Source organism: Vibrio sp. 2017_1457_13 (assembly GCF_030851525.1).
In the GTDB taxonomy this organism is placed as follows: domain Bacteria; phylum Pseudomonadota; class Gammaproteobacteria; order Enterobacterales; family Vibrionaceae; genus Vibrio; species Vibrio metschnikovii.
This window is the reverse complement of the sequence record NZ_VHTA01000010.1, coordinates 81,848-99,223: the sequence shown is the minus strand read 5'-3', so window position 1 is coordinate 99,223 and position 17,376 is coordinate 81,848. Positions and strand designations below refer to the sequence as shown.

The following is a 17,376-nucleotide window of genomic DNA, read 5'->3' as shown; positions in this document are numbered from 1 at the left end:
GATTCTAGGTAAAAGCGAAAGCAAGGTCCTAGGAAAAACCAGGGCCTAGGAAAGAGCAGGTCCTAGGGAGAACCAAAACCTAAAACCCCAGAACTTAAAGAACCAAAAAACCTAGAACCTAGGATCCTAGAACCTAGGAACTTAAAAACCCAACCATCGGAAACTACCATGTTTAAAGGACGCTTTACCCTTTTTGCGCCGCTATTACTTTGTTTATTAGCTAGCCAAGCTATTGCTCAAGGTCCAACGCCAGCACAGATCAACATGTTTCAAAATCTTCCAGCCAGTCAGCAACAAGCGCTAGCGGATCAATTTGGTGTTGATTTATCACAGGCACAAGCACAAGCGACAAACAGCGAGTCGCCCAGTCAGCTAGAAGAAGCCGCAACGCAAGAGCCAAGAGACTCAGAAGATGATGAGCTGAATAAAAACAAAGAAAATAATGGTAAAGCGAATGGTTTAAAGCGCTTTGGCTTGGGTTTATTTGCTTCCTCGCCTTCCACTTTTGCTCCGACTAATGACTCCCCTGTACCCAGTGATTATCCTGTCGGCCCTGGGGATGAAATTGTCGTGCAACTGTTTGGTAAAGTGAATGTTACTCATCGGTTGTTGGTTAACCGAGAAGGGGTGATCAATTTTCCTACTTTAGGCCCTATCTCTGTGGCAGGGTTAGCTTTTAGTGATGTGAGAGCTAGTATTACGCAACGCGTTCAAGAGCAAATGATCGGTGTGCGTAGCGATATCACTTTAGGCCAATTACGTAGTATGCAGATTTTTGTGATGGGTGAAGCTCACAAACCAGGTGCTTACACAGTGAGTGCTTTGACTACCCTATCACAAGCGATTTACCACAGTGGTGGTTTTAACAGCAGTGGCGCATTACGTAATGTTCAGCTTAAACGTGATGGTCAAGTCGTACAAATCTTAGATATGTACGACTTGCTGTTAAAAGGTGATACCAGTAGTGATGTCCGTCTACTGCCGGGCGATGTGGTTTGGATTGCTCCGGTGGCCGATGTGGTAACCATTGAAGGACAAGTGCAACGTCCTGCTATATATGAGATCAAGTCGGGAGAAACCTATCAAGATTTAATCGCCATGGCAGGCGGATTGCGTATCAATGCCTTTGCTGAGCGTAGTCAAGTTAAACGTTTGTTGTCAGGAGAAAGTGTCGAACTGATTGATCTCAATTTGACCGATATCCGTGTGCTCAATCAACCTGCTCGTCGCGGTGATATTCTTACGGTTGCCACCCGCACTAATCCTTTAACCAATGTAATACAAGTGACGGGTGATGTGAGTCATCCAGGATTGCTCGAGTGGCGTGATGGCATGACTATTAGCGACGTCTTTCAATCTCAAGACAGCGCTTTTAATCCAACTGCTGATTTAGATTATGCTCTAGTGATTAGAGAAATTAACCATCAACGTGATATTAAAGTCTTACAATTTAGCCTAGCGGATGCGTTACTCAATCCTGAAGGGACAAATAATCTCTCGCTTAATAATGGCGATCAACTGATTATTTTTAGCCGTAATGGTGTTGATCGCGATAACGGCACCACAGAAGAAACCATTCAATCTTTAGATCAAGCTCAGCGTCAAGCTCGTCAAGATAAACAAGAGATCAGTGCCCAGTTAATTATAGATAGCAACCAAGCCACCAATTCACGTCGTGCGTTATTAGCCCCTGTACTGTTTCGCTTACAACAACAAGCACGCTACGGAGAGCCAGCACCAATTGTTGAGCTAGTGGGTGAACTACGTTATCCAGGTCGTTATCCGATAACTCAACAGCATGATTTAAATCAATTACTTACTGCTGCTGGTGGCCTAACCGCCAATGCTTACAGTAACCGAGCCGAGCTAACCCGCGCAGCGATTAACCAAGCGGATAACCGAGCCAATATTGAGCAAGTTAACTTAACGGCAGTGCTTAATGGTGATTATCAAGTGGTCGTCAAGCCACGAGATAGGCTAAGCGTGTTTGAACGACCAGATGTCCGCCAGCAAAATACCATCACTTTGCAAGGTGAAGTCCGCTTCCCTGGCAATTATACCGTTCTTCCTGGTGATACTTTAGCTCAAGTGATTGAACGTGCGGGTGGTTTGACCGATTTTGCTCATCCACAAGGAGCGGTGTTCACTCGTGAAGCCTTGCGCTTGCAAGAGCAAAAATTGCTTACTCAATACGCTGCGGATATGCGCCGTGAAGTGGCGAAAAAAAGCTTTAATGCCGATAGCCGTGTTTCAAGTGTGATCACTAATCCAGATAAAACCTTAGCCTTTATTGAAGAGGCGACCAAAAGTCGTGCGCTAGGGCGTATGGTAGTACAACTGGATGAAGTGATTGCCGGTCAGCCAAGTGCCAACTTTATGCTCGAAGATGGTGACTTTTTATACGTGCCTAAGTTCCGTAATACCATTTCGATCATGGGTGAAGTACAAGTGGGAATCACCTACTTACTCGACCCAAGTCTAACAGTGAAAGATTATATCAACCGCGCGGGTGGTATTAAGAAGCAAGCGGATGAAGGGCGTATTTTCGTGGTCCGTGCTGATGGCTCTGTCTTTACCCCCAACACCAGTTTCTGGTTTGGCCGCCGCAATGAAACGTTAAACCCAGGTGATACGATTGTTGTTCCAGTCGATACCGATTACCGCGACGCGCTTAATGTCTGGACCGCCGCAACGCAAATCTTGTATCAAACCGGTGTAGCGGTAAATGCGTTGAAATAGTAGAAACGAGAGCGTTGCTAGCGCAACTTGCTAGAGCGGCCTAACGGCCTGCTAGAATCTATAACTGCTTTTATGCTTTTATAGAATCTAGTTTCTCGCAGTCGTGCAGCGACGCTCTAGCAGGGCTCTATATCTGATAAGGATCACCCATGCGCTTTGAACAACTGGATGTTTGGAAAAGAGCATCACGACTCTCATGTCAAATATATCAAATGACAGAGTCAGTCAGTAATTGGGGATTTAAAGACCAAATCACTCGTTCTGGACTTTCAGTTCCTTCTAATATTGCAGAGGGTGAAGAGCGCGAAACCCTAAAAGATCAAATTCGTTTTTTGTACTATGCCAAAGGCTCACTTGGTGAGTTAGTTACTCAACTTTATATCGGTATCGAGATTGGCTACTTAGATAAAGAACCGGCATTAGGTATGGTTCAAGAAGCAAAAGAATTAGCCAAAATTTTGGGCGCAATGATTAAACAAAAGCAAAGAAAGATGTAAGGACGAGAACAGCTAGAGACGAGAGCGTTGCTAACGCAACTTACTAGAGCGGCCTAACGGCCTGCTAGAATCTATAATTGCCTTTACGCTTTTATAGAATCTAGCTTCTCGCAGTCGCGTAGCGACGCTCTAGCAGGGCGCAGCCCGCTCTTAGTCTAGAAACGAGAGCGTTTTGCTAACGCAACTTACTAGAGCGGCCTAACGGCCTGCTAGAATATATAACTGCTTTTACGTTTTTATAGAATCTAGCTTCTCGCAGTCGCGCAGCGATGCTCTAGCAGGGCGCAGCCCGCTCTTTCTTCACCAGACCCTAAACCCGAAGAACCTATGAACACACAAATGACCCAAAACAACCCACCATACCAACCAGATGCGCAATTCGCGCCGCTGCCGCGGCACGATGACGAAATCGACTTACGCGAACTCTTCATCGCCCTCTGGAAAGGCAAATGGATCATCATCGCTACTACCTTCATCTTTGCTGTCGGTGCCGTGTTGTACGCTCTTAGCCAACCTAATACCTACAAAGCCGATGCTTTATTGGCTCCGGCAGACAGCGGAGAAGGGGGCGGCCTCTCGCGGATGGCAGGCCAACTAGGCGGCTTAGCCGCGTTAGGTGGCGTTAATTTGGGGAGTGGTAAAATGACTCAAACCGAACTGGCAGCACAAATCATGCAATCACGTCAGTTTTTAGAATACTTTATTGATAAGCATGATCTCTGGGTCCCGTTAATGGCGACTCAAGAATGGGATGCAAATAACAATCAGTTAGTGATTAATCAAGAGGTTTACGACTCTCAAACCCAAACTTGGTTGCGTGAACCTAAAGGGCTGCGTGGCGTAGAGCCTACCGCTCAAGAAGCTATTCAAGCCTTTAAAGAGATTTTTAGCGTCAATTCCAGTCGTGATAGCGGTTTATACACGGTGAGTATTACTCATCTTTCCCCTTATATTGCCCAGCAATGGGTAAGTTTATTGGTGGATGATATTAACCAAGTGATGCGTGAGCGTACCATTACTGAGGCCACTCGAAACCTCGCTTATCTACAAGAGCAGCTACAACGCACCTCCATTGCTGCTATGCAAGCCACCTTTTATTCCCTGATTGAAGAGCAAACCAAAACCCTAATGTTGGCTGAAGCGCAAGATGAATTTGTGTTTAAGCTTATTGACCCCGCGGTAGTGCCAGAGCTAAAAGATGGCCCGAAACGCGCACTAATTTGCGTATTAGGCACCTTACTCGGCGGTATGCTTGGCATAGCGATTGTTTTGGTGCGCTTTGCGTTTAGAAGGGAAGAAGAAGTTGAATCGAGCAACTAGAGCGGCCTAACGGCCTTCTAGAATCTATAACTGCCTTTACGCTTTTATAGAATCTAGCTTCTCGCAGTCGCGCAGCGACGCTCTAGCAGGGCGCAGCCCGCTCTTATTCTTATAGGATAAATCATGAAAATTCTTGTCACCGGTGGTGCTGGCTTTATTGGCTCTGCCGTTATTCGCCATATTATTCAATGTACGACAGATAGCGTAGTTAACTTGGATAAGCTGACTTACGCAGGTAATTTAGAATCGTTAACCTTGGTTGCAGATAGTGAACGTTATGCCTTTGAGCAAGTGGACATTTGTAACCGCACTGAACTGGATCGCGTTTTTGCTTTGCATCAACCGGATGCAGTCATGCACCTTGCTGCTGAGTCCCATGTTGATCGCTCTATCGATGGCCCTGCTGCGTTTATTGAAACCAATATTGTTGGTACTTACACTTTGTTGGAAGCGACTCGTCAATATTGGAACAAGCTCGATGATAAAGCGAAACTATCGTTCCGCTTCCACCACATCTCGACCGATGAAGTATATGGTGACCTGCCACACCCTGATGAGGTTGAGAATAATGATGAATGTGTAATGGTGAATGATGAATTAAACATTAAAAATTCAACATTAAGCATTAACCATTTACCCTTGTTTACTGAAACCACCGCTTATGCGCCATCAAGCCCGTATTCAGCCTCTAAAGCTTCCTCTGATCATTTGGTGCGCGCGTGGCTTCGTACTTATGGTTTACCTACCATAGTCACCAACTGCTCAAATAACTATGGCCCGTACCATTTCCCTGAGAAGCTGATTCCGCTGGTGATCTTAAATGCCTTAGAAGGTAAGCCATTACCGGTTTATGGTCAGGGTAATCAAATTCGTGATTGGCTGTATGTCGAAGACCATGCCCGTGCACTGTACAAAGTGGTAACAGAAGGCAAAGTGGGTGAGACCTACAATATCGGCGGCCATAATGAGAAGCAGAACATTGAAGTGGTAAAAACTATTTGTGCGATTATGGATCAACTAGTACCGATGGAGCAGCGTGGCTACCCAATCAACACGCAACATTCATCATTAATCACTCACGTTAAAGACCGCCCTGGGCACGATAGACGCTATGCGATTGATGCCAGTAAGATTGAGCGTGAATTAGGTTGGAGGCCAGAAGAAACCTTTGAATCTGGGATTTGCAAAACGGTTGAGTGGTATTTGGACAACCAACAATGGTGCCAAAATGTGCAGGATGGTAGCTACCAACGTGAACGATTAGGTAGTTGTTAATTATTAATCGTGAATGTTTAATTGGAAATGGTTAATGGCTAGTTGAAAATGCTGAATGTTGGGGGGAGTGGATGAGTTCGAATCTGGTGTTGGACAAAGCGTTTCAATTTGCGATTCGAATCGTCAAGCTAAACCAACATTTAGTTAAAACACATAAAGAATATGTGCTGACTAAACAACTCTTACGATCGGGTACATCAATTGGTGCCAATATCAATGAAGCGCAAGCCGCACAAAGTCATGCAGACTTTATTGCAAAAATGTCGATTGCCAGTAAAGAAGCCAGAGAATCGCATTATTGGCTAAAGCTATTGTGTGAAACCGACTACTTAAATCAGAAAGATGGACATGTTGCAACCTTACTTACTCAGAGTGAAGAGCTGATAAAAATGCTTACCAGCATTGTGAAAACCGCCCAGCAAACTCAGAAGAAGTAAACCAAGCTATTTCATTCCATTTAACATTTACCAATTAACATTAAAAATTATTAAGCATTAATCATGGAATTAAACATTCAACAATCAACATTCAACACTCAAAATAATACCAAAGGTATTATTTTGGCCGGCGGCTCAGGCACTCGCCTTTATCCCATCACCATGGGAGTCTCCAAGCAGCTGCTACCGGTTTACGACAAACCGATGATTTACTATCCGCTGTCGGTATTAATGCTGGCGGGCATTCGTGAGATTTTGATCATTACCACCCCAGAAGATCAAGCCAGTTTTCAACGCTTATTGGGTGATGGCAGCCAGTTTGGTATTGCCCTTGAATACGCGGTGCAAGAGTCACCTGATGGCCTGGCACAGGCCTTTATTATTGGTGAAGAATTTATTGGCGATTCCTCAGTTTGTTTAGTATTGGGCGATAATATTTTTTGGGGGCAAGGCTTTCGACCTAAGTTGCAACAAGCGGTTGCTAATGCCAATAACGGCCAAGGGGCAACCGTGTTTGGCTATCAAGTTAAAGATCCTGAGCGTTTTGGTGTGGTCGAATTTGATGATAATAAACGCGCCATTTCCATTGAAGAAAAGCCAAGCCAACCAAAAAGTAATTTTGCTGTCACTGGGCTGTATTTTTACGATAATCAGGTCGTAAAACTGGCCAAAGAGGTTCAGCCTTCAGCGCGTGGTGAGCTAGAAATTACTTGTCTTAATGAGATGTACTTAAAGCGTAATCAACTTAATGTTGAATTACTCGGTCGTGGCTACGCTTGGCTGGATACCGGCACTCATGAAAGTCTATTAGAAGCCGCGCAGTTTGTGGAAACGATTGAAAAACGCCAAGGCTATAAAGTGGCTTGTCTAGAAGAAATCGCTTATAGCCAACAGTGGTTGTCTACAGAACAAGTGTCAGCGCGTGCAGAGTTGATGGCTAAAAATGGGTATGGGCAGTATTTACAATCATTAATAAAAATAATATAGAATAGAAATAATATGTATATAGCTAATTCAAACGTAATTAAAATTTTTGCAACTGGACTCAAAGGTTTAAAAACCGTACACGGAATTAAAGAGAAAACAGAAAAAATTATAGTTGTTATTGGCAGAGATAGAAATGTTTTAAATGATTATTCAGAAGAGATTTTAGATTTTTGCAAAATAAACAACATTCAGTATACATATGATTCATTAGACAATGATTTGGATTTTGGGCTTGCGATAGCAGCAGGCTGGCAGAAAATGATCTATGATATACCATCTGACTCATTAATTGTTTTCCATGATTCATTGTTGCCTAAATATAGAGGTTTTAATCCTTTAGTTACGGCATTATTAAATAAGGATGATTATATAGGACTTACAGCTTTAACTGCTGCTGAAAGCTATGATTGTGGTAATGTAGTATATCAAGTTAAAATCCCTATCTCATATCCAATTTTTATCGAAGATGCGATTAGCAATATTGCTTGTGCTTACTATGATGTTGCAAAAATAATTTATGAATTATTTGTTGAAAATAAATTAAAGGGTGTTCCTCAGGATGAGAATAAAGCCACTTATAGTTTATGGCGAGATGAAGAAGATTATTTAATTGATTGGTCATCAACTTCTGAAGAAATATATTTGAAAATTAATACCTTGGGGTACCCATATCTAGGTGCCTCAAGCTTTGTAAATAATGAATTAGTTAGAGTTAAAAGAAGTACACTGGTAAATGATATTGTTGTAGAAAATAGAACACCAGGGAAAATTATTTTCTTTGCTGATGGGAAGCCTGTAGTTGTCTGCGGAAGAGGCCTTCTAAGGCTCGATGAAATTGAAAATAGCCGTGGGGATAAAATAAAAATAACCAAAATGAGAACAAGGTTTAAATAATATGATTCCGTTCAACAAACCATATTTACATGGTCAAGAGCTTATAAATATAGCTCAAGTGATTAGATTGGGCAAAATCTCAGGTGACGGTGAGTTTACTAAAAAATGTCATGAATTTTTTGAGCAACGTTATCATTTCAAAAAAGCATTAATGACTACATCGTGTACTGATGCCTTAGAAATGGCAGCTATTTTGCTAGATATTCAGCCTGATGATGAGGTAATTGCTCCATCTTACACTTTTGTTTCTACCGTCAATGCCTTTGCCTTACGCGGTGCAAAAATAGTTTTTGCTGATAGCTATGCAGATCATCCTAACATTGATCCTCAGCATATCGAGAAGCTGATTACACCAAAAACAAAAGCGATTGTTGTTGTTCATTATGCTGGTGTTGCTTGTGATATGGATACCATTATGGCATTAGCTAGCCAATATAACATTCCCGTAGTAGAAGATGCAGCGCAAGCGATAGATGGATATTACAAAGGTCGTCCGCTTGGTAGTATTGGCACCTTTGGTACATTTTCATTCCACGAAACTAAAAACATTATTGCAGGAGAAGGTGGTCTTCTCGCGATTAATGATGAAAAATACATTCAGCGTGCTGAGATAATCCGTGAAAAAGGGACTAACCGTTCGTCTTTCTTCCGTGGTGAAGTAGCCAAATATGGTTGGGTAGATATCGGTTCATCATTTTTACCATCCGATATTATTTCCGCGTATCTCTATGCTCAGCTTGAGAATATTGATGATATTCAAGCAAGGCGTAAAGCGATTTGGCAACGGTATTATGATAATTTGAGTAACGTGTTAACTGGTTCAGGCATTGAGTTACCGTCAGTTGCAGATTATTCGACCAATAATGCTCATATGTTTTATTTGGTGTGTGAAAGCCTTGAGCAACGTAGCGCGTTAATTCAATTTTTGAAAGATAATGGTATATATGCCGTTTTCCATTATTTGTCATTACATCAAAGTGAATATTATCAAGCTAAATATAGTGGAAGTAATTTGCCAAACTCTGACCGATTTACAGACGCCCTGGTTAGGCTACCTTTGTTTTATGAGTTAACGGTTGAACAGGTTGATTATATTTGTAGTGTAATTTTAAACTTTGTTAAAACTCTTTAAAAATGAACGGTTTTATTAATCAAAAGTATATAAAGAGTTTAATATTTTGAACGTTAAAAAAGTTATACAATTCTCGATAGGTCCTATCGGAGCTGCCGCATTAAGTCTAATCACGTTACCTTTTGTAGCGTGGTTTTTTAGTGTTGAAGATGTTGGCCGTTTAACCATGCTGCAAGTAACATTAGCTTTAAGTGTGTCATTGTTTAGCCTAGCCATGCATCAAGCTTATGTACGTGAGTATCATGAAGAGGATGATAAAGCTGCATTATTTAAACATGCAGTTTTACCTGGCTTAGTTGTTTTAACTCTGTTCTTATTAATCATACTGCTTTCACCATGGTCAATTTCTAAATTATTATTTGATATTGATTCCACTTTACTGACTTGGTTACTAATTTTTGGTATCTATTGCAGTTACTTTATTAATTTTTTCGCTCATGTTGTACGTATGGAAGAGCGTGGGTTGGTTTTTTCAGCAACCCAAATCCTCCCTAAACTGCTATTACTGATTTTTATTGGCTTTATATTCTTTCTTAATTTAAGGGCTGAATTTCAAACACTGATGCTAATGAATGTACTGGCCGTCGGAAGTTCGGTAACTATTTTTGCATGGTGGACCAGATCAACGTGGTTACCCGCTATACTAAAACCGCTTGATCGTGAACTCTTATACCGAATGTTAACCTTTAGCTTACCACTTGTTGCTGGCGGTATTGCTTACTGGGGTTTGACAACTATGGACAGGTTCTTTTTACGTAGTTTTTCAGGTTTTGAGGAGTTAGGAGTCTATGCTTTGTCGGTATCACTTGCTGGAGCAGTATCAGTTATCTCAACAATATTTTCAAATCTTTGGCATCCGATTCTCTACAAGTGGGTAAAAAACGGCGTTGATAAAGCAAAAGTATTAAACGTAATCGAATGCATGCTGCTTGCAGTCTGCTTAATTTGGTCTTTGGTTGGAATGCTCTCTTTTGTTTTGGTCTACTTTTTACCACCAGAATATTCAGCAATAGAATACTTAATCGTTGCCTGTATTGCTATGCCTTTATTTAAAATGCTATCGGAAACGACTGGTGTGGGTGTTGGTATAACTCGCCGCTCTGCTTTCTCTATGCTAGCTTCAATATTGGCATTTTTGATTAATGCAACATTAAATTATATCTTAATACCTGATCTGGGCGCATCTGGTGCAGCAATTGCTACTCTACTAGCCTTTTTTACTTATTTCGTTGTAAGAACAGAAGCAACGGCAAAGCTATGGTGGAGTTTTCCTAGATTTAAACTTTATCTAATTGCTATTTGCTATATGACATTAACAATTTTTATGGTTATCAATAAGGCACGCCTTGACTATTTGATAATGGCTTGGTTTTTATTGTTTTTATTAGTGGTGATTTGTTATGGTGGCAGATTTAAGAAAATCACACTAGAAATGAAGAAAGTTATCAAAGGTTTATAATATGTTGTTTATATATGGTGCATTACCAGTCGGTGGTATTGAAACTTTTTTCGTAAGAATGGCAAAAGAGCGATTTAAAAAAAAATTACCCACTTCCATTTTATTATTGTCTAAACCAGAGCAGAGTAATGATGAGTTGATTTCAGAAATAAAAAAATACGCAAATGTGATTTTTCCTGAGGATGTTTTCTATGGTCCTTCTTTGTTTTCTCGTCGATTTCCACTTCTTTCTCCATTAAAGCGTAAAATAACCTTAGAAAAATTAAAAGATGTTGACCAAATCCACGTTTTTGATGGTATGCACGCTATGCTTGGCTATCGAATCGCAAAAGAACTAGACAGAAACACTCCCATCACAATTGGTTTTTATCACTATATAAAATATTTATGGGGCGGGGATAGAGTAGCTTGGCATGAAAAAGTAAATAGAAGTTTTATATTTAACTATCTACCCGATGAGTCGTTATTTTTCTTCTCTGAAGGTAATCGTAATCTCTACAGAAAGCATAAAAAAAAATCATTTGATAGATCTAATACATTTAGGCTAGGTGTTATCGACAAAAAGGAGGTAACGCTTATAGGTAATTTAATAGCGCCACTGAAAATTGTAGCTATTGGACGATTGGTTGAATTTAAAACCTATAATTTTTATATGGTAAATGTTATCAAAAATCTAATTGAGAGAGGAATTGATGTTAAGTTTGATGTCTATGGAGACGGTCCTTTAAAGCAGGAAATTCAAGAAAAAATAAATAAATTCAACTTGCAAGACAACTTTTTTTTAAAAGGAACCTTAGACTATTCAAGTTTTGACTCAACTGTATCGCACTATGATTTATTTATTGGTAGTGGTACGGCAATTATTCAAGCCTCATCATTAGGAGTACCGTGTATTACTGGTGTAGAGAATATGATAGAACCAAAAACATATGGGTATTTTTGTGATATATACCAGCATGAGTATAACTTGAAAGGATTAGAGCTGCCGCTTTTTAATGTTGAAGATATCATATGTGAATACATCCGCATGTCCAATGTTGACAGAAAACGCTTAAAAGAAAAACATCTTGACTGTATTGATCCGTTTACCAATGAAAGCTGTCAAAAGTCAATGGATTCGTTGAAAAATATTGAAATGCCAGCATGCGAGTTCAAGTTTAACCGCTGGGTTTATGAATTATCTCGAGTGGCTGACAGGATAAATATGAAATTTAATCGTAGGCATCCTAGACGTACACAATTTGAAGATTTTAGAAATATAAATGAAAAGTGACTTGGTATTTTTTTCTTAGTCTTTAAGTTTTATATCGGAAGTGAAAAATGAAAAAAATATTAAAGGAGATCGGATTTATCCGTAACCTCTACTTTTGGCTTCGATTTGTTTATAACAACAAGTATATTCCTAACTTTAAACAGCCAAAAACATACAATGAAAAAGTTAATTACCGTAAGAGAAATGCTAATCATCCATTATTTAGTGTCTGTGCTGATAAAATAGCCGCCAAAGAGTATGTGGCTGAGAAAATAGGTGAACAGTATATTATTCCTAATTTATATACAGGCAGCAGTATCACACTAGAGCAAATACAAGCTTTGCTAACTGAACATGGTGATTGCCTACTCAAAGCGAACCATAACTCTGGGCCTGTGTATTTATTAACAACGGATATGAGTCAAACTGAGCTTAAAGCGGCATGTGATGATGTTAACCACCAGCTAACTATCGATTTTGGTAAATATCAAAATGAACCTTGGTATAGCGAGATCAAACCTCAGATTTTAGTCGAAAAACGCATCTACCCAGAGGAAGGTGAAAAGGATTTAAAAGATTATAAATTCCATATGTTTAAGCAAGAAGATGGGACTTTTAAAATATTATTAGAGGTTCATTTTGGTCAAGGTTATAATCACACAATTAGCTATTTTGATGAAGAACTGAATTGGTTGCCTTTAACCATTGAATATCCTAATATTATTACTAAAATAAAAAGACCAGTTAATTATGAAATAATGTTAGAGAAAGCAAAACAATTAGCAGATGAATTTACTCATGTTCGAGTTGATTTTTATAATGTTTCTGGAAATATTTATTTTGGTGAGTTGACTTTTGCAAAAACTAGCGGTGGTGCTATTTTTATGCACAAAATGTTTGATCTTTGGATGGGAAACCTTTGGCATGGTGATCCAGCGAAATAAAAATGACAATGTCAACTAGATAACACATATGTTATATATTTTATTAAAGGTTAAAGTATGACACCATACTTGGTTGTTTTTGGTTGGCTTGCTTTTTGTTCAGTTGCTCAAAATACAAAGCAATTTTCTTATCTAAAACCATTTTTTTTTATATTATCTTCCTTACTATTAATTTTTTTTGCAGGATTTAGAGGGGCTGGAGTTGGTGCTGATGATTGGAACTATATTATAAAGTTCTTGGAGGTGCCAGATATAAGTTATTGGTTCACTGGAGAGTTTACATACTCTTTTTCCGAGACTTGGATGGAGCCTGCTTATATTGCTTTAGGGGCAATTATTCGTTTGTTTACATCAAACTATACATATCTATTTTTAGTCGTTTCGCTATTTTCAGTAGGTATTGCATCTTATAATTATTACAGTTTTTCAAAATATGTATTCTTGGTTTTAGTTTTGTTTTTTGTTCACACATATTTATATCGTGATATTAATCAAATTCGTGCGGCTATAGCCGCTGCTATTGGTCTTTTTTTAATACCACAAATTTATCACAGGCAACATTTTAAAATAATATGTACGATATTCTTGGCAGGGGCATTTCATATGGCTTCGCTATCATATTTTTTAGTGTATTTTATTTCATTTTTAAAGCTCACTAATAAAAGGTTATTTGTTGGATATGTTATTTCAATAACCTTGGGTCTTTTAGGCGTAAGTTCGTTATTACTTAGTGTTTTACCTAACTTAGGTCATGTTACCACTAAGCTTACAGGTTATGCTAATTCAGGTTATGCTGAAACGGTATCGCTATTAGATATAACCAATATAAAAAACAGTTTTATTTTATTATTGTCTGTAGCGCTAAGATCACGAATTAAAGATAAAGTTATTTACTTTGATACCATGTTGTTGTTTTATTTCCTTGCCGTTACTTGGCGGATTGCCTTCAGTGACTTTGGTATATTTGCAGCTCGAGTCGCAACATTTTTTAGTATCGTTGAAGTGCTTTTAATCCCAGCTTTAATTTATGCATTCAGGCAAAAGTTCATCATGACTATCTTTATTCTGCTGTATGCTTTTCTGACATTGTATTTGAATCTATACTTCAAAGAAGGTCGCTTTCCCTATGAGATTTCAATAGTGTAATTTTATGAAAAAAATACTTTACATAGTTAGTACGTTAAAACGCTCAGGCCCTACAAACCAACTTTTTAATCTTATTAAAAATCTTGATAGGTCAGTTTTTGAGCCTTCGGTTGCTACACTGTCTCCTGAACCGGAAGATAGTCGGTGGAATGATTATGAGAAACTAGGGATAAATCTCTATTCATTAAATTTATCTCGTCTAGGTGGTATTTTATTTGCTAAACCAAAACTTAGAAATATAATAGATGAGATTAAGCCTGATATAATCCATACGCAAGGTATTCGAGCTGACAGTCTTTTATCTTCATTTTCATTAAATATTCCTTGGCTAATGACTTCTAGAAACTATCCTGTAGATGATTATCCAACAAAGTTTGGAAAACTAAAAGGTAGTATTATGGTAAAACAACATCTTTTAGCAATGGAACGCTGTGAAAATTTGGTTGCATGTTCAAAAACAATTCAAAAAAAACTAAATGACCATGGCTTGAAATGTTTCGCAATTCAAAATGGAGTAAGCTCTCTAGAAGTTAACAAACTAGATGTTGATCTATATTCGAATTTATCGCGTCCAATTTTCGTTTCAGTAGGTAGCTTAATTCCAAGGAAAAATATGGAACTACTGATTTCAGTATTCTCTAAATTGCCAAACGATACCCGAGGTAGTTTGGTAATATTAGGAGATGGTCCTTTAATGGATAGTTTGAAAGCAAAAAATGTTAATGGTGTTCATCTCCTTGGAAATGTAAATAATGTACCTGACTATCTCGCAGGAGCAGATTATTTCCTTTCATCTTCTTTGTCTGAAGGACTGCCGAACACTGTACTTGAAGCATTGTCGGCAGGTTTACCCGTCATCCTTTCCAATATTGAGTCACACTTAGAGATTGCTTGTGAGTCATCGTCTGCTTGTAAAACGTTTACTCTGAATTATGGTGAGGCTTCTTTAGCAAAACTCATGGGGCAAGTTAATGAGCTGTTTGATGAACATTCTGTTATAGAGGCAAAAAGAATTGCTAATGAAGTCTTTTCAGCAAAGAGCATGTCTCAAAAATATCAAGATTTTTATAAAACTCTATTGGAGGGTAAATGAGTACTTATAGCGGCTTAGAGCGTCACATTGCTAGAGTTCTTGCAAAGTTCCCTGCCATTAAACAATTTGTGAAATTTTGTTATTCACGGATTATTTATAGTAAAAATAAGAAAAATTACCGTTATCGTACAACCTTTGAGCCCATTTCTTATTGTAATAAAATGCACGATAGTTTTTTCGGTTATTATGATAAATGTCCTGAAAATAAACAAGGGTTGATCTTGGCTCTTTCTTCTAAACAGTCTACGAGTGAATTACCTGCTACCAATCAAAATGTTAATTTACATATTTTTGGTAATGAAAATCAGATTATTTTTAAGCTGCCTGTAAAAGCTCACAATTGGCAACAAGGCTGTCGTGCTCATTGGTTAACAGATGATCTTTTTATTTACAATGATTTTGATGAAAAAAATCATAACTATGTAGCACGCGTTTTCTCAATTAAAGAAAATAAAGAAGTGACATGCTTCGATAAACCTGTTCAGGACTCATACAAAACGGATTATTTTATATCTCTCAATTATCAACGTTTAATGACACTGAGACCCGATTATGGTTACCGTAATCTGCCAACGTTAAATAATGATGAGCTAAATGAATGCGAGAAAGACGGATTATGGCGTATCGATTTCGAAACAGGTAAGTCAGAGCTGCTGATTTCAATCGCGGATGCACGCAACGTGAAGCCACGAGATGAGTTCGATGCAGCAGTACATAAGTTTAATCATGTTATGATCTCTCCTAATGGCGAGAGATTTATATTTATGCACCGCTACTTAATAGGTAAAAGGCGTTTTGATCGTTTGTTCTTAGCTGATGCCAAAACGGGGGCACTGAAATTGTTAAGTAATTTCGGTATGGTGAGTCACTGTTTCTGGGCAGATGATAATACTGTACTTGGGTATATGCGTGGCCCAGAAGAGAAAGATGGGTACTGGCTATTAGACGTTGATACTAGAGAGTTTACGCCTTTTGCTCATGAGGTTTTATCGAAATATGGTGATGGTCACCCTCATGTCGTTGGAGATTGGTTTATCACAGACACTTACCCAGACAAAGCAAGAATGCAACACCTTCTACAATGTAACTGGAAAACCGGTGAAGTTAAGCACGTTGGCGAATTTTTCCACGGTTTTCAATTTTCAGGAGAAACCCGCTGTGATTTGCACCCAAGGTTAACACCAGACGGCAAAGCGGTTTATTTTGATTCGGTATTTACGGGTGAACGTAAGCTATATCGGATGGAGCTACTATAGTGGATTTTTCGGTACTGCTGTCTGTCTATAAGGCGGAAACCTCACTGTTTTTACAACAGGCAATAGAAAGTATTTATCATAATCAAACGCTTAAGCCATCACAGGTAGTGATTGTAAAAGATGGTTCTTTACCAGCACAGCTTGAAGAAGTATTAGATCGTTATCAATCCGAACTTCAAGAAACATTAACGATGGTTTCGCTGCCAAAGAATGTTGGACTAGGCGCTGCACTTAATGCAGGTTTAGCACATTGTCGATATGAACTAGTCGCCCGCATGGATACAGACGATATCGCTATGCCGGAACGTTTTGCAAAACAAGTCAAGTTTATGCAGCAAAACCCCAATGTCATCGCTTGTAGTGGCGTCATTGAAGAATGGGATTCGGCATTTACAGAACAGTTAGGTTGCCGAAAATTACCACAAGAGCATAATGATATTGTAAAGTTTGCCAAGTCTCGCAGCCCGTTGAACCACCCAGCCGCTATGTTTAGAAAAGCTGCAGTAGTTGAAGTTGGCGGGTATCCTCCTTTACGAAAAGCACAAGATTACGCTTTATGGAGCTTGCTAATCGTCAATGGCGCTCAGTTAGCAAACTTACCCAGTGTTCTATTAAAAATGCGGTCAGGTGATGAAATGATGGGAAGGCGGGGGCTAGATTATTTTAAACATGAATATCAGTTACTTCAGTTTCAAAAGGAAATAGGCTTTCTTTCTTATTTTGAATTTATTAAAAACGTCATGATTAAATTTATATTACGTTCATCTCCTCTTTTTGTTAAGAAGGTAGCTTATAAGTTTTGTCGATAAATGCCTGTAACAAATGTGCGCATAACTATTCCTAGAGAGTTAACTAGCTCTTGGTTGATTTTTCATCTACTATAAGCACTCTAATTGAGTGACTCTACTATAAATAATTTACTATTACTTACTATAGAAACAACGT

15 protein-coding genes are annotated in these 17,376 nt (G+C 38.9%); all 15 read left to right on the top strand.

Features of this window, described 5'->3' with window-relative positions; translation table 11 throughout:
• The first annotated feature begins 168 nt into the window (after positions 1-168).
• The 15 genes from FKN88_RS14705 (at position 169) to FKN88_RS14635 (ending at position 17,240) form a co-directional block, all read left to right on the top strand.
• Positions 169-2,739 (top strand): SLBB domain-containing protein, encoded by a 2,571-nt coding sequence (locus FKN88_RS14705; RefSeq protein ID WP_306687590.1) that lies wholly within the window; start codon positions 169-171, stop codon positions 2,737-2,739.
• 149 nt (positions 2,740-2,888) lie between these two features.
• Positions 2,889-3,236: a four helix bundle protein gene (locus FKN88_RS14700; RefSeq protein ID WP_099610802.1), complete on the top strand. Its 348-nt coding sequence runs from the start codon at positions 2,889-2,891 to the stop codon at positions 3,234-3,236.
• 339 nt (positions 3,237-3,575) lie between these two features.
• Positions 3,576-4,556, top strand: a complete 981-nt coding sequence (locus FKN88_RS14695) for a Wzz/FepE/Etk N-terminal domain-containing protein (RefSeq protein ID WP_306687626.1) — start codon at positions 3,576-3,578, stop codon at positions 4,554-4,556.
• A 123-nt stretch (positions 4,557-4,679) separates the two neighbouring features.
• Positions 4,680-5,831, top strand: a complete 1,152-nt coding sequence (locus tag FKN88_RS14690; protein WP_306687591.1) for a dTDP-glucose 4,6-dehydratase — start codon at positions 4,680-4,682, stop codon at positions 5,829-5,831.
• Positions 5,832-5,902: 71 nt separating this feature from the next.
• Complete coding sequence (locus tag FKN88_RS14685; RefSeq protein WP_217518975.1) at positions 5,903-6,268, top strand: four helix bundle protein; 366 nt, start codon at positions 5,903-5,905, stop codon at positions 6,266-6,268.
• Between the two features lie 63 nt (positions 6,269-6,331).
• Complete coding sequence (gene rfbA / locus FKN88_RS14680; RefSeq protein WP_306687592.1) at positions 6,332-7,255, top strand: glucose-1-phosphate thymidylyltransferase RfbA; 924 nt, start codon at positions 6,332-6,334, stop codon at positions 7,253-7,255.
• 12 nt (positions 7,256-7,267) lie between these two features.
• Entirely contained in the window at positions 7,268-8,149 is an 882-nt protein-coding gene (locus FKN88_RS14675; protein WP_306687593.1) for a methionyl-tRNA formyltransferase, read from the top strand.
• A gap of 1 nt (position 8,150) precedes the next feature.
• Complete coding sequence (gene rffA / locus FKN88_RS14670; RefSeq protein ID WP_306687594.1) at positions 8,151-9,281, top strand: dTDP-4-amino-4,6-dideoxygalactose transaminase; 1,131 nt, start codon at positions 8,151-8,153, stop codon at positions 9,279-9,281.
• A 46-nt stretch (positions 9,282-9,327) separates the two neighbouring features.
• A complete protein-coding gene (locus tag FKN88_RS14665; RefSeq protein ID WP_306687595.1) occupies positions 9,328-10,740 on the top strand; it encodes an oligosaccharide flippase family protein in 1,413 nt (470 codons plus the stop codon).
• 1 nt (position 10,741) lies between these two features.
• The gene (locus FKN88_RS14660; protein WP_306687596.1) at positions 10,742-12,013 is read left to right on the top strand and encodes a glycosyltransferase; all 1,272 of its coding nucleotides are present in this window, start codon (positions 10,742-10,744) and stop codon (positions 12,011-12,013) included.
• Positions 12,014-12,060: 47 nt separating this feature from the next.
• The gene (locus tag FKN88_RS14655) at positions 12,061-12,936 is read left to right on the top strand and encodes an ATP-grasp fold amidoligase family protein (protein WP_306687597.1); all 876 of its coding nucleotides are present in this window, start codon (positions 12,061-12,063) and stop codon (positions 12,934-12,936) included.
• A gap of 57 nt (positions 12,937-12,993) precedes the next feature.
• The gene (locus FKN88_RS14650) at positions 12,994-14,082 is read left to right on the top strand and encodes an EpsG family protein (protein ID WP_306687598.1); all 1,089 of its coding nucleotides are present in this window, start codon (positions 12,994-12,996) and stop codon (positions 14,080-14,082) included.
• A 4-nt stretch (positions 14,083-14,086) separates the two neighbouring features.
• Positions 14,087-15,175: a glycosyltransferase gene (locus FKN88_RS14645; protein ID WP_306687599.1), complete on the top strand. Its 1,089-nt coding sequence runs from the start codon at positions 14,087-14,089 to the stop codon at positions 15,173-15,175.
• Positions 15,172-16,431, top strand: coding sequence for a glycosyl transferase (locus FKN88_RS14640; RefSeq protein ID WP_306687600.1), 1,260 nt, complete (start codon positions 15,172-15,174; stop codon positions 16,429-16,431). The genes FKN88_RS14645 and FKN88_RS14640 overlap by 4 nt, the downstream gene beginning before the upstream one ends.
• Positions 16,431-17,240, top strand: a complete 810-nt coding sequence (locus FKN88_RS14635; protein WP_306687601.1) for a glycosyltransferase — start codon at positions 16,431-16,433, stop codon at positions 17,238-17,240. Before FKN88_RS14640 ends, FKN88_RS14635 begins: the two co-directional genes overlap by 1 nt.
• Positions 17,241-17,376 lie beyond the last annotated feature (136 nt).

What these genes read in the sequence shown, in the direction of transcription:
- FKN88_RS14705 (WP_306687590.1), top strand. Translation starts at nt 169, where the DNA reads ATGTTTAAAGGACGCTTTACCCTTTTTGCGCCGCTATTACTTTGTTTA.
- FKN88_RS14700 (WP_099610802.1), top strand. Translation starts at nt 2,889, where the DNA reads ATGCGCTTTGAACAACTGGATGTTTGGAAAAGAGCATCACGACTCTCA.
- FKN88_RS14640 (WP_306687600.1), top strand. Translation starts at nt 15,172, where the DNA reads ATGAGTACTTATAGCGGCTTAGAGCGTCACATTGCTAGAGTTCTTGCA.
- FKN88_RS14645 (WP_306687599.1), top strand. Translation starts at nt 14,087, where the DNA reads ATGAAAAAAATACTTTACATAGTTAGTACGTTAAAACGCTCAGGCCCT.
- rffA (WP_306687594.1), top strand. Translation starts at nt 8,151, where the DNA reads ATGATTCCGTTCAACAAACCATATTTACATGGTCAAGAGCTTATAAAT.
- FKN88_RS14675 (WP_306687593.1), top strand. Translation starts at nt 7,268, where the DNA reads ATGTATATAGCTAATTCAAACGTAATTAAAATTTTTGCAACTGGACTC.
- FKN88_RS14695 (WP_306687626.1), top strand. Translation starts at nt 3,576, where the DNA reads ATGACCCAAAACAACCCACCATACCAACCAGATGCGCAATTCGCGCCG.
- FKN88_RS14690 (WP_306687591.1), top strand. Translation starts at nt 4,680, where the DNA reads ATGAAAATTCTTGTCACCGGTGGTGCTGGCTTTATTGGCTCTGCCGTT.
- FKN88_RS14650 (WP_306687598.1), top strand. Translation starts at nt 12,994, where the DNA reads ATGACACCATACTTGGTTGTTTTTGGTTGGCTTGCTTTTTGTTCAGTT.
- rfbA (WP_306687592.1), top strand. Translation starts at nt 6,332, where the DNA reads ATGGAATTAAACATTCAACAATCAACATTCAACACTCAAAATAATACC.
- FKN88_RS14685 (WP_217518975.1), top strand. Translation starts at nt 5,903, where the DNA reads ATGAGTTCGAATCTGGTGTTGGACAAAGCGTTTCAATTTGCGATTCGA.
- FKN88_RS14660 (WP_306687596.1), top strand. Translation starts at nt 10,742, where the DNA reads ATGTTGTTTATATATGGTGCATTACCAGTCGGTGGTATTGAAACTTTT.
- FKN88_RS14655 (WP_306687597.1), top strand. Translation starts at nt 12,061, where the DNA reads ATGAAAAAAATATTAAAGGAGATCGGATTTATCCGTAACCTCTACTTT.